This window comes from Flavobacterium sp. (assembly GCF_004211145.1).
Lineage (GTDB): Bacteria > Bacteroidota > Bacteroidia > Flavobacteriales > Flavobacteriaceae > Flavobacterium.
On the sequence record NZ_SEBS01000001.1, the window covers coordinates 82398 to 96348 of the forward strand.

Here is a 13951-nt window from a genome sequence, read left to right on the forward strand (position 1 = left end):
TTTATTTTTGTTGCGGTTATTTTTTTTTCGCCACGGATACACGGATTTTCACGGATTTTTTGTCATTAAATAGCAATCCGAAGTCTGCCGTTTAGCGGTTGGATCCGTGGAAATCCGTGGAATCCGTGGCCAAATCTTATATTCGTGGCAGCCAAACTTTCATCTTCCCAACGCCTCGGTTCGACCAAGCATAATATGGGATTGCCGTGAAAATCTTGTTTTCGTTTTGCATTTGGATGGTTTGCACGCCAAACAATAAATCAGGGCGTTTTTTGATGCTGAATTTACTCGTATTCGAAATCGCCAAAGCGTCAAAAACTTTCGCATTGTCAACTTCCTCGAAGGCGTAAACAAGCGGGCCGTATTCCAATGCCGTCTTTCCTTTGTCGTCCTGAATCTTTTCGTTGGCGACGACTTCACGCACTTCCATCGGGAAATTGATTTCGACGTTATCGTTATTCTTCCAGTTTCGGGTTACGATGAAATAACCGTTTTCGATTTTCGAAGTTACTTTTTTCCCGTTGATTTTCAGTTCGGGAATCGCCGATGACTTTGTTTCGTAGCTATACAAATCAGACGGCAAGACCTCGTTTCTCGCCCAACCCGGAACGCGCAATTTCACCGTGAAGTTCCCGTCTTTTTCAGGGTTGACAGTAACTTTGACTTTCCCGTTCCACGGATATTCTGTCAGTTGGCTAACTGCAACTTTTTGGCCGTTTAGGTTTACGTTGGCGTTGTTCGACATGTATAGGTTTACGTACAACGTGTCTTTCTGTTTCGCATAGATCAAACCCGGAATCGCGGGAATGAATCGGATCAGGTTCGTCGGGCAACACGAACAATCGAACCAACCTTGGCGCGTGCATGAACCGCGATTGGATTGGTATTTCGCGTCGGATTCGAGTGCGTTCGGATAGAAAAATTCGGTTCCCGAAAGTGAAACCCCTGAGATCAAACCGTTATACATCGTGCGTTCGAGAACATCGTAATATTTAACGTTCCCGTATAAATTAAACATACGCTCGTTCCAGTAGACGTCACCGATCGCGGCGCAGGTTTCGTTGTAAGCCGTCAGGTTCGGGAGTTCATAATTTTCGCCGAACGCTTCCCCGTCGTGTTTCGCCCCGATGCCGCCCGTGAGATACATTTTCTTGTCGACCATGTTATCCCAAAGTTTGTTTATCGCCGTTTCATATCCGTTATCCTGATAGATCGCGGCGATATCGGTCATTCCGGCGTACATATAAGTCGCCCGGACCGCATGCCCGACAACCTCATCCTGTTGTACGACCGGAATATGATCTTGGGAATAAGCGCCATACAGCTCGTGGCTTTTGGCATTGCCGCGGTTATCGAGGAAATATTTCGCGAGTTTGAGATAGTCTTCTTTTTTCGTGATCTGATACAATTTGATCAGACCGGTTTCGATGATCTGATGTCCCGGAACGCGTTGCAATTTTCCGGGTTCGTCGCCGAAAGTCTTCACGAAGAGGTCGGCGTTCTTGAGCGCGATGTCGAGGAAATTGCGCTTTCCAGTCGCCCAAAAATGTGTTGCGGCGGCTTCGTACAAATGCCCGGCGTTGTAATCCTCGTGGCTCATGAACATGAATTCCCAGCGCTCGCCCTTTTCCACCTTAACCCAAGTGGCGGGCGGTTTGGCGGGATTTATCGTGCGCCAGGTCGTGAGATAGCCATCTTTTTCCTGCCCGACCTTTACGATCGAAATGATCGAATCGAGTGTTCTTTCGAGTTTCGGGTTCGGTGAAGAAATCAACGAGTTCGACGCGCCTTCGATGATCTTGTAAACATCGGTATCGTCAAACGGCATCTGGCCTTTTACCTCGCCTTTCATTTGACCGCCAGCGATCAGGAAATTGTCGAAACGGCCTTCGTCGGCGCATTTTTTAATCGCGTAGTAAATGGTTTTTTCCTGGACGCGCTTGATGATCGGAAGCCAAAAATTGTCGGTGACTTTCACGTCGGCAATTGGAACCGACTCGATCGGATAACTTCCTTTGGGTTGGCTAACCGCAATTTTTTGGCTGTTATCGTTCTTGAAAACGAAGAACAAAAAAGGGAAAACGGCTATAGAGATCTTGAAATAATTCATATCTGTTGCAATTCAAAACGGTACAAATTAATTGTGGCCGCGGGTATCGAATATTGGGTATTCCTATTGGAATTGGTATTTTTTATCGGGTATTCGGTGACGGTGACTTCGGGTTTTTGATTGACGATGTTGCGGGCGTTTATTGACCTGCCGGACATTTTCCAGACTTTACCTATGCCTGTTCTCAAAGTTCCGAAATCAAAGACGATAGATTGGTCTTTTTCAGTCGGATTGATGACTGATACCGTAATTGCTTTTCCGTCCTCGGTGATTGCCGCGACGACATCGAGCGGATAACAATTCCCGCCCGCATTTTCAGCGGGTTGGTCACCGCCGATCGGCCACTTCGGATCCGGTTGTGGTGAGTTCGCCGAAACAAAAATCGGGGTTTTACCGAATTGATCACCGTAGAGTTTGAACAGCAATCCCGTCGAGTTGTAGTCGGCGGCCGTATCGGTAAAGGACAACGTCGAAGTCGCGAAAGTGAATCCCGCCATCTTGAACAAATCGGTATGGCGGAACAATTCGTGCAAACCGCGCGCGTGCCCGATCGTAACGCCAAGCGTCGGTTTTGGATGCACCCAATTCGTGTAATACGTCCATTCATCGAGATATACGGGAATTTTTTCAGCACCCGGAATCAGTTCGCGGTATTTTTTATAATGGATGGATTTTGACTTGATACGGTTCGCGGGGCGTCGCGTCCAGTCTTCCAAAGGTTCAGAAACTTCGACGTATTTCCCTTTTTCAAGATCGAATCTCTCGTTGACCGAACAGTAGAAATGCTCGCTGATGAATTTGATTTTCTCGCCCGATTTCAACATTCCGCCCGTCCAGTCGGTTTCTGACAAGTAGTCGGGAATCACGTTGCCGTCAGTGCGTTTTGCACATTCGGTGACCGTCATTTCCTCAATCGATGCGCCGGAACCGATGAGCTCCAACGTCGGATCTTTCTCGAGCATTTTCTCGACGAACATGTTGTGTTTGATGATGTACTGTTTCAACGACAAATGCCCGAGTTGCCACCAACCATAACTTTCGTTTCCGACGCACCATTTTTTGATGCCGTACGGTTGCGGATGGCCGTTAGCCGCCCGAAGTTTGCCCATATCAGTAGAAATATCGCCGTTTACGTACTCGACCCAATTCGCCGCCGACGTCGCGTCTCCGAAACCTGCGTTGACGGTCATCGCCAGTTCGACGTTTACAAGTTCTGAGAAACGGATCATTTCTTCGGTCCCGACGTCGTTGTCCTCGAGGCATTCCCAAGCGAATTCATAACGGGGCGCGCGTTTGTCGCGATTTCCGACACCGTCGCGCCAATCGTAGGCCGAAATGAAATTCCCGCCCCAGCGATATATTTTGGAGTTGAGACCTTTGAGTAATTTTATAACGTCGGATCGGAAACCGTCGATGTTGTCGGCCGGCATTAAGGAAACCGCGCCGATGTGGAAATTCCCATTTCCTTTTCCGACGATTTCCAATGTCGCATCGGCGATGTCGTTCGAAGCGATAAACGAAAAATCATAGCGGTTATACGTTTCGGTCGGTGTGATAGAAATGGTTTCGGGTTTAGCGTTTTTGACGTTCAGACGGAGCTGAACCGAAACAGCTGAAGTCGCTTTTAAAAAGATGTGTCCGACGTATTTTTTCCCTTTCAGTAATGCGATTCCCGTTTGCGAGATGCCGTTTTCAGCGGTTTCCGAAGTCGTGATTTTTGGAGAATGGTTCCCGACGTACGCATCGGTTTTGTCCATTTCAACTTTACCGATCGGCGTCCATTGGTTGATTTTTTGCTTGCGGTTTTTGGGAACCAACACCTCATCGTCGTCGATCGCATAGAAGAATTTCCTGTCGTCGAGGAGTTCGCTCCATAAACAATCGTCCACCAAATTGCCCACATCGTCGTTGCCGAGGTTTTCCATGAACATGCCGTAAAGTTCATCGGCGATCGGTTCACCTTTTTTCGACGCGTCGATTTTTACCGACAGCTGCGAAAACGCCGGAACACCAACAAAAAACAACAATATGAAATGAAAATTTTTCATCAATTCATCGGCTCGACTTTGGGCCAGCCGTTATCCCATTTGATTTCCTTGATCTTCAATTTCGGTTTGCCTTTGTCGTTCGAATCGTAGGCGTGGAAAACGAGATAATCCTTGCCGCCGAACGTGTACGCGCTGTTGTGCCCCGCGCCTGCCCAGTTTTTATTACCCTCGATGACTAACGTTCCGCCGCCTTGGAACAATGACTTTCCATCGGCGTCGAGATACGGGCCGAAAACGTCTTTAGATTTTCCGACGACGACTTTATACGTGGAATTCTCGCCTCGACAGCAAAAATCCCAAGAAACGAACAGGTAGTAAAATCCGTCTTTTTTGAAGATGAAAGGCGCTTCGATCGCGGCGTTTCCGGGATCTTTGTCGTCCAATTTGAAATCTCTTTCGCGTCTTGCGACCGTAAACCATTCCTCAGGTTTCGCCACCGATTTGAAGTCGGGCGAAAGCTTGACCATTTTCATTCCGTCCCAAAAAGAACCGAACGTGAGCCAAGGTGTTCCTTTTTCGTCGATGACGAGATTCGGGTCGATCGCGTTCCACAAATCGCGGTTCGGAATTGATTGGATCACGATGCCGTGGTCTTCCCATTTATAGTTTTTGTCGGATGGATTCAAGGTTTTATTCGTGGCGACTCCAATCGCCGACGTGTTTTTCGCGAACGAAGAAACTGAGTAGTACAAGTAATATTGTCCGTTGTGGAATGAAATGTCGGGTGCCCAAATGTGGTTCTTGAAATCGGCCGCGACTGATGTTCCCCATTTCGGAGCTTCGGGAAAAACAGGGTTTTCCTTTTTCCAATCTTGCCTGTCGGTCGATGAAAACATCGAAATGCCTTTGCCCGTGCAGAACAAATAATACGTGCCGTTTTGCTCGATCATTACCGGATCGTGTACGATTGTCTCGTTTATGGGCAACGTTTCCTGCGAAAAAACGCTGCCATAAACGAATAACAAACCAAAAAATCTAACCCAAATATTCATATTATTTTATGCCTTCAGACGTCATGACCACGCGTTTCATGGTCCCGTCAGGATTGTAGAAAAGTTGATCGATGCATACCGAGCGACGGAAACTTCCTCCGTTTGGCTGGACCGCGCCGTTGTGGTAAATGAAATACGACTTGCCTTTGAAATCGATGATAGACTGGTGGTTCGTGTTGCAGTTCCCGGCGAGTTCGTTGAGAATTCCTTTGTATTCCCACGGCCCCGTCGGCGATTTGCTCATGGCGTAGGCGATCTTCTCGGGGAATTCGTAAGCGTATGACAAATAGTACCAATTTCCGCGCTTATGCAACCACGGCGCCTCGGTGAAATTCGGCAATTTTATGGCGGTTATACTTCCTGAGAATTCCGTCATGTTTTCGTTGAGCTTGACGTATTTGCACACTTGGTTTCCCCAGTATAAATAGGCTTGCTTATCATCGTCGATGAAAACCGTCGGGTCGATATCGTCCCAGGCGATCGCGACTTGTTTGGTCATGTCGTTCGTAATCAATGCCTTCCCGATAGCGTCCTTAAACGGGCCGAGAGGTGAATCTGAAACCGCGACTCCTATGGCTTTTCCCGCAATCGTCGCGTGCTCGACGGTAACATACCAGTAGAATTTCCCGTTGCGTTCGATGACTTGCGACGCCCAGGCCTCGCCTTTCGCCCATTTGAAATCGGTCGCTTTGAGCGGTACTTTGTGGGGTTTCCAGGTTTTCATATCAGCCGACGAATAGACGTGCCATTCGTTCATCTTATAAAAATTGAAATCGTTGGGCGCTTCGTCATGACCCGCATACAAATACACCGAATCCTTGTGAACGAGCGCGGCCGGATCGCCGAGATACACGTCTTTTATGATCGGGTTTTGAGCCGAACAGCTAATTGAAACGAGGAAGAATAACAGCAACTTTCTCATCAGTATTTCCGTTTCCCCCAAATTGGCCTTCCTGTTCCCGTGAAACCACTTATCGTGATCGTGCGTCGACGTGGCGAGGCTTCCCAATCCCAACCGTTCGAGACTTTACATTCCTGATCGTTGAGCATAAGCGTTCGCGTTTGGTCGTCGTACGCCCAGTTTCCGGACATAGCTCCCGTAAATGTTCCGTTGGCGTTCAATACCAGTGAAGCCGAGCGTTGTATTTGTCGATATTGGTATTCCATTGTGATCACGTCCCAAGTTCCCGTGAGATCGGCGTTCGTGATCGCGACTTGCGGCACGGCGGCGTAACGTTCGGGAGCTACGGTCGGCCAGCCGTCAGATGTCCATTGGAGTTCGCGCACGTGACCCATCATGACAGCGTTCGAGACGTTGATTCCCGGAACATTTTCAGGAAGTCGGCCTTGGGAAGCGAAGAACCATTTTCCGGTCGCCTCGTCCTTAAACACCGAACAATGCGAAATTCCGACCCAACCCGTGTGCGTCCCGAATGCGTACGGATGCGTCAACATCGGCCAACATTCGGCTCCCGCTGAAACATCTTCGCCGTTGTAGCCCAAGTATGGGCCGTTGATGTTTTGCGAACGCGCGACCCTCGTATTGTAGGCGACCGAAAGTTCATCGTATGCGACGAACATATAATAATAACCCGTGTCAGGATTGTAGATGACTTCAGCACCTTCGAGCGCCTGCCAACGGTTGTTCGCGAGATTTCCGCGGCCTGCGATTCGCGTTCCGTAGTCGTCTATCGTGTTGAGCTGTGTCGGTTTTCCGGTTGCGGGATCGAGGTCGAGCGATGCGATTCCCGTCATCCATGAACCGTAGATTAGTTTGTGCTCGCCGGTCTGCGTGATGATGTAACTCGGATCTATGCCGTTGAATTTGTAATACGAATACCAGTCGTTGCCGCCGCTTCGGATGTAATCGGTCGCGCCATCGGTTTCCGAACAGACGACCATTCCCTTATCGACCCAATTGTTCGATTCGAGGCTCGTCGTTTCCATAAGTCCGATGTACGGACGCTCGCCCCAGGATGTATTCGGGTCGGTTCCCGTGATCAGGTTGTTCACGACGATGCTGTAATACATTCTGTAAACGCTTCCGACTTTTCGCACACACGGCGCCCAAAATCCGAACGACGGATTGTCGATCGCAGGCAGTCCCATTTGCGCACGTTTGCTGTTCATCGTGTCCTTGACCCAAGCCGGAGCCGCCGTCATCGTGGAACCGATGTATTCCCAGTTGACCAGATCGGTCGATCGTCGGCTATGGAAATGACCGTGGCCTTCGTGTGCGTTGCCGTACGAAGCGTCGGTTTGGTACATGTAAAAATAATTGCCTTCTTTTACGACCGATGGATCGTGCACGTTGGCCAGATTCCATTGGGCACGGTTTTCCCAACCTGCGATCGATGTGTAATTGTCAGGGTATGTCGGGCCCGGAAATGTTTCCACGTAAACCGGATCCGTGGGATCGACGGGAACGGGATCTTTCGGGCTGTCCTCATCGGAACAAGAAACGAAAGCCGCCATCAATACAGCCGTCGCGAATACTTTATACGTTGTAATGTTGTGGTTTTTCATGTTAATTTGCTTCAAAAACGATTACTGAAAACGGCGGAATGTTCACGCTCAACGTGCCATTTTTGTATGTAAAATCCTTGAATGGCTTCGGCGTGATCGCGTTTGGTTTGTCGAATGTGTTGTGGTCTTGCAGTTTGGCTGACGAAATGATCTGGGCCGAGAAATTCTTGAGTTTCAATGCGTCGAGTTTCACTTCGGTCGTTATTTTTTTCGAAGCGTCGATGTTGACCAATGAAATATGTGTTTTTCCATCCTTTGAAGATGCCGATGCTGAGATCGCGGGCAAATTTTCTTTTCCGAACGTATAATTCGGGCCTGAAACTTTTATCGGGATCAACTTCGCGTCTTGATGTACTTTGTACAAATGCATCACATGATACGTTGGCGTAAGCAACATTTTGTCGTCTTTTGTCAGGATGACGGCCTGTAATACGTTAACCGTTTGCGCGAGGTTCGCCATGCGGACTCGGTCGCTGTGGTTGTTGAAAATGTTCAATGTCGTTCCTGCGATCATCGCATCGCGCATCGTATTCTGCTGATACAGGAAACCCGGATTCGTGCCCGGTTCAACGTCATACCAGCCGCCCCATTCGTCCACCACGAGCGCGGTTTTCTTCGCGGCATCGTACTTGTCCATGATGTCGCTGTGTTTTTGTACGAGCTCTTCCATTTTGAGAGCCGTCTTCATCGTCGCGAAATATTGGGTTTCGTCAAATCCTGTCGACGAGCCTTTCTTGTCCCATTCCACGAACGAATACGAATGCAACGCAACGCCTTCGATCATGTTTCTCGGGATGTCGCGCATCAAAACCTCGGTCCAGTGATAATCGGCTACGTTTGCGCCCGATGCGATTCGGAACAGTTTATCAGTGTTGTTCCAATCGGTCATGAAGGTCGCGTATTGCTTGTAGAGATTGGCGTAATACTCGGGAGTCATGTTTCCGCCGCAACCCCACATTTCGTTTCCGACGCCCCAAAACTTTACGCCCCAAGGTGCTTGACGATTGTTTTTTTTGCGCAGTTCGCTCATGGGCGAATTTCCGGGATGGTTTACATATTGCACCCAGTCGGTGAATTCCTGCACGGTTCCTGATCCGACATTGGCAGCCAGGTACGGGTCGGCTCCGATCGCTTCGCAAAGCCCAAGGAAATCGTGGGTCCCGAAGCTGTTGTCCTCAGTCACGCCGCCCCACCATTGGTTGACCATGGAAGGTCTTGCGTCACGTGGTCCGATTCCGTTTTTCCAGTGATACGTGTCGGCGAAACATCCTCCGGGCCAGCGCAAATTGGGAACACCCAAATCTTTCAACGCCAGAATGATGTCGTTGCGCACGCCGTTCGTGTTCGGGATTTTGCTTTTCTCGCCCACGTAGAAACCGTCGTAGATGCAACGACCCAAATGTTCGGCAAAATGTCCGTAGATATGTTTGCTGATGGTTGGCGCTGCGGCATCGGGCGCAACGGTGACGACCGCGGTCTGCGATTGTGCGAAAATCGGCGACAGGGCCGAAATAAGGAACAGGAGTAGGATTTTCTTTGACATGATCGTGTGATAAAAAGACATGGCAGGCAAAAATACCTGCCATGAATTTCAAATTTTTGATTTTTAGTAACCGTCGTTTTGCGTGGTTCCTGGATTGTTATCGATTTCCAACTGCGGAATCGGGAAAAATTCGTGACCCGGAACGTACGTATTGTACTCGGCATCGCGCGCTTTGAGCCACTCCAATTTTACAGGATCCTGAAGCCATCCCCAACGGCGGATGTCGTCGAAACGGTGTCCTTCAAGTGCGAACTCCAACATGCGCTCGTGCCCGATCTGTTCACGCATTTGCGACTGTGTCATGCCTGGATTCGCAACGGCCAAATCAGGAAGCCCGACACGTGAGCGGACCATTTGGATATACTGGTACGCATCGGCGGTTTGTCCAGCTTCGTTCAGACATTCGGCGTACATCAACAACACGTCGGAATAACGCATCAAACGTTCGTTGATTCCCGAGCGCCAGTCGTATTCGTTGGCGAATTCACCATCAGAGTTTTGGTATTTGCGACAGAAAAGTTCGTTCAGATCAGACGGACTGTTCGCATAAAACGTCGCGAAATCCTGACCGTATAACATCATGCCGCCCGGCTTGTTGTAGAACATCGTGGCGTCGAGGCGTGGATCTACGTCTCCCCCGGTCGTAGGTTCAAGCAAGAACTCGTTATACAAAGTCCAGCTTGGCTGCACGTCGGTCCATCCGAAGTTGCGCGGCGCATACGTGATCGCACGAGCCGACGTTTTCCCCCAACCTGAAGCGGGAACTCCGCCCCAACCTAGATCGACACCTCCGGCGCTGCGGCTGAACTGTACCTCGAAAATAGATTCGGAGTTGTTCTCGTTCGCAGTCGTAAAGTTGTCGCGGTAATTTGAAACCAACGAATATTGATTCGAGCTGATCACGGTTTGGAATGCTTGTCTCGCGCTTTCGAAATCTCCGGTGAACAAATGCGCTTTCCCTAAATATGCGATTGCAGCACCTTTCGTGGCGCGACCTTTCTGACCTTGATCGGCTCCGGTTACTTCGTCGTAATTGTTCGGAAGCAGGTCGGCCGCCATTTGGAAATCGGCTTTGACTTGCGCCCAACCTTCTTCCTCGGTTTTCTGGGCATTGTACAACTGTGAATTGTCCAATGGCAAAGGCACGCGTTTGAACATGTTCACGGCGTGGAAGAAATACAGCCCGCGAAGGAAATAGGCCTGGCCTAAGATTCGGTTCTTGTACGCTTCGTCGGCAAATGTAATATCAGGAACATGCGCCAAAACCTGATTGGCGCGGTAGATTCCCTGATAGTAGGTTTCAAACGCCCAACCGTAGATCGCGGCATCGGCGATACTTGAATTGAAACGGCCTACGTTCGCCATGGCCGCCCACGGTGAATTACTGCGCGTGTCGTCGCCTTTAAGGTCAAGCAAAAGCGGTGTGCTTCGCATGTAGGTTCCGTCGGTAAGCAAACTTCCGTACACGGCATTCACGCCGAGCAACGCATCGTTTTCGTCTTGCCAGAATGTGCTTTCGGATTCGTTGTTCGGATCCAGCTGTACCAAATCGTCTTCGCTGACACAACCAATCATGAGCAGGCTCAAAACCGGTGTCAACAAGAATAGTTTAAAATTTACGTTCTTCATGATTCAATTTTTTTCTTATTAAAAACTAATGTCAACTCCAAAAAGGACTCCGCGTGGGTTCGGGAATGAACCGCCGTCAACACCGCGTGAAAGCACGTTTCCGTTGTAGTTGATGTCAGGATCCAAACCGCGGTAGTTCGTGAACGTGTACAGGTTTTGGCCTGATACATAAACACGGGCTCTTTTGATGAATAAATCTTTCAATGGCAATGTATAGCCAAGTTCCACGCTCTGTATCCTCAAGTAATTACCGCTTTCCACGAAACGGTTCGACGGGCGTGAGTTTCCGTTAAGGTCGCGGTAATCGACGCGCGGCACGTTCGTGTCGGTGTTGTCGACTGTCCAGTGGTCAACCAAGTCAGTGCTGTAATTATTCAATCCGCTTGTCATCAACGCGTTGTACATGCTGTTGTAGATCTTGTTTCCTCCGACTCCTTGAAGGAAAATCGACAAATCAACACCTTTATAGCTTGCATTCGCGTTTATTCCGTAAGAGATTTTAGGGATTGTTGTTCCTTGGTACGTACGGTCTTCATCGTTGATGATGTCGTCTCCGTTAACGTCCTTGAATTTCACGTCACCCGGAACGGCGTTCGCTTGGAAAGCGTGTGCGTCGATTTCGGCTTGGTTTTGGAAAATTCCTTCAGTTTGATAGACGAAAAGTTCTCCGAGTGAACGCCCGACCTCTGTTTTCGAATTGATTCCGAAAAGAGGCAAATTGTCGTCCCCGATCTTCAACACCTTATTCTTGATCGTTCCCAAGTTGGCCGAAATCCCGTATTTGAATTCCCTGTCCTGATTCTGGTAACCCAAGGCGAATTCCCATCCGTAGTTCTTGAATGTCGCCGCGTTGGTCACGATTTGCGCAGGGAAAGAACCCGTTGAAAAAGGAAGTGGCACGGGAGCGAGGATATCTTCAGACGTCTTCACGAAATATTCGGCTGAGAAAGTCAACTTGTTGTTGAAGAATGCCGTTTCAAGAGCGACGTTGGCCGTTTTTGTCGTTTCCCAGCTGATGTTCTGATCCAAACGCGCCACGTTCGTTGTTCCCGGTGCGGTCTGGTCGTTGAAATCGTAGCTCGAGAATGCGTTGACCGTTTGTGAGAAAAAGTATGGCCCGATAGCGTTGTTACCCGTCAAACCGTAACCTCCGCGCAATTTCGCAGCAGTCCACCAAGACGGAAGCTTGAAGTCGTTGTGGATTTTCCAAGCGCCGCTCACCGAGTAGAAATCACCTGCGTTATTCTGCTCAGGGAAAAGTGAAGAACGGTCCTGACGCCATGTTCCTTGAATGATGTAGCGGTCGTCGAACGTATAGATCGCACGCCCCAGGTAGGAAACGCGTGTTTCGACGGCTTCATATTCTCCTGCCGAATTGTTGTCGGCGTATTCAAGATGTGCGATCTCACCCGGTTGGAAACCTACGCCACGTGACCAATGACGGTAACGGTCGTTGCGTTCCTGTACATAACCTCCGAGTAATTCTATGTGGTGTTTTCCAAAAGTGCGGTCATAGGTAAGCAAGTTATCGATGATCGTGCGTTGGTTTTTACCGTTGTCGACGTCAAGCGATGCCTCGTCGTTTGTCGTAATATAATACCAGCCCAAATCACTCGGCGGAACAAAGAAACGGTTTCCGTAATGCAATTGGTCGGCACTCAAGCTCAACTTGTACTTCAAACCGTTTAGGATTTCGAATTCTCCCCAAACATTACCCAGGAAACGGTCGCGGTAGCCTTCGTTCTTGACGAGGTTGTTCCATCCGATGACGTTCAACGTGATGGCGCGTTGCGTGAAGTTGTCGGCACCTCCGTATCCGCCAAGACGGTTTTCATCGTACACGGGCATAGTCGGAATCGCCTGTAAAAGGTTTAGGATATTCGATGTTCCGGGCAAGTATTCGCTGAAACTGTCCTTGTTCGAATCGGAATACGAAAGTTTTGCACCGAACCTGAACTTGCCGAGTTTTCCTCCGAGGTTCAAATTCGTAGACGTACGCACATATTCCTGAGGCGAACGCACATAACTCGTGTTTTCGAATCGGTCGAGGTTGAGGCTGAAGTTGAACGTTTCAGTTCCTCCGGCAAGATTGATCGCCTGGTTTTGCAATTGTCCCGTGCGGAAAGCGGCATCCTGCCAATCCGTATTCACGTCGTCTATATAAAATTCGCTCGTCGGATCATTTCCGGGAAGCGGAACGTTAAGGTTGATCGGATCGGCGACCCAAGCCTCGTTTGCGATCTGCTGATATTGCTCACGATCAGTAAGCGAAAGTTTCTTCGCTACGTTCTGGAATCCGACAACCGACTTCAAGTTGATGTTCAGTTTGCCGTTTTTCCCTTTTTTGGTCGTGATAATGATTACACCGCCCGCACCACGAACACCGTAGATCGCTGCCGCCGATGCATCTTTAAGCACCTGCATCGACTCGATGTCGCCCGGAGCGAAATCGTATGGATCGTCCACGATCACGCCGTCGATAACGAATGTCGGGTTGTTATTGGTCAATGACGAAGCACCGCGGATCTTGATGTTCACGAAACCTCCAGGCTCACCCGAAGATTGGACGGTCACGCCCGCAACTTGTCCTTGCAACATCTTGGCGACATCATGCGTGACGGTTTTTTTGGCGTCATCGACATCGACAACTGAAATCGCGCCGGTCAGGTCGGATTTCTTCTGCGTACCGTATCCGATTACGACTACTTCATTCAAAGTATTTTCATCGGGCGACAATTTGATGTCGATTTTAGTTTGGCCGGCGAGTTTTACTTCCTGCGAAACGAATCCGACGAATGAGAAAACAAGAATGTCACCTGACTTGGCGGAAATCTCATATTTTCCGTCGATATCTGAGGCGATTGCATTGGTGCTTCCTTTAACGGCTACGTTTGCCATTGGCAATGGCATTCCCGTATCGGACGCAGTGATCGTACCGCTAACAGGACTCTGGGCGCTCATGCCCAAAATCGAAAACAGCAATACGACTCCTGCAAACCGTACTCTCGCGAGACTGCCTGAAGCGCATTTTAACAACTTGGTTAGTGTCATCATAATCAGTTAAAGATTTGTTTAGTTAAATAAATGTGTTTTTTACACTTCC

8 protein-coding genes are annotated in these 13951 nt (G+C 49.2%); all 8 read right to left on the reverse strand.

The genetic code is table 11. The annotated features are described in order from the left end of the window. Positions 1–136 precede the first annotated feature (136 nt). A complete protein-coding gene (locus EOO50_RS00365) occupies positions 137–2110 on the reverse strand; it encodes a beta-L-arabinofuranosidase domain-containing protein (RefSeq protein WP_290836794.1) in 1974 nt (657 codons plus the stop codon). Next, on the reverse strand, positions 2107–4158 hold the full coding sequence (locus EOO50_RS00370) for a hypothetical protein (RefSeq protein WP_290836796.1): 2052 nt from the start codon (positions 4156–4158) through the stop codon (positions 2107–2109). The genes EOO50_RS00365 and EOO50_RS00370 overlap by 4 nt, the downstream gene beginning before the upstream one ends. Continuing rightward, the gene (locus EOO50_RS00375) at positions 4158–5150 is read right to left on the reverse strand and encodes an arabinan endo-1,5-alpha-L-arabinosidase (protein ID WP_290836798.1); all 993 of its coding nucleotides are present in this window, start codon (positions 5148–5150) and stop codon (positions 4158–4160) included. Before EOO50_RS00375 ends, EOO50_RS00370 begins: the two co-directional genes overlap by 1 nt. A gap of 1 nt (position 5151) precedes the next feature. Next, complete coding sequence (locus tag EOO50_RS00380) at positions 5152–6072, reverse strand: glycoside hydrolase family 43 protein (protein WP_290836800.1); 921 nt, start codon at positions 6070–6072, stop codon at positions 5152–5154. Next, on the reverse strand, positions 6072–7676 hold the full coding sequence (locus EOO50_RS00385) for an arabinan endo-1,5-alpha-L-arabinosidase (protein ID WP_290836801.1): 1605 nt from the start codon (positions 7674–7676) through the stop codon (positions 6072–6074). The genes EOO50_RS00380 and EOO50_RS00385 overlap by 1 nt, the downstream gene beginning before the upstream one ends. A gap of 1 nt (position 7677) precedes the next feature. Then, on the reverse strand, positions 7678–9219 hold the full coding sequence (locus EOO50_RS00390) for an alpha-L-arabinofuranosidase C-terminal domain-containing protein (RefSeq protein ID WP_290836803.1): 1542 nt from the start codon (positions 9217–9219) through the stop codon (positions 7678–7680). Positions 9220–9282: 63 nt separating this feature from the next. Continuing rightward, on the reverse strand, positions 9283–10848 hold the full coding sequence (locus EOO50_RS00395) for a RagB/SusD family nutrient uptake outer membrane protein (RefSeq protein ID WP_290836805.1): 1566 nt from the start codon (positions 10846–10848) through the stop codon (positions 9283–9285). Between the two features lie 18 nt (positions 10849–10866). Continuing rightward, positions 10867–13902: a TonB-dependent receptor gene (locus EOO50_RS00400; RefSeq protein WP_290836807.1), complete on the reverse strand. Its 3036-nt coding sequence runs from the start codon at positions 13900–13902 to the stop codon at positions 10867–10869. Positions 13903–13951: the final 49 nt, after the last annotated feature.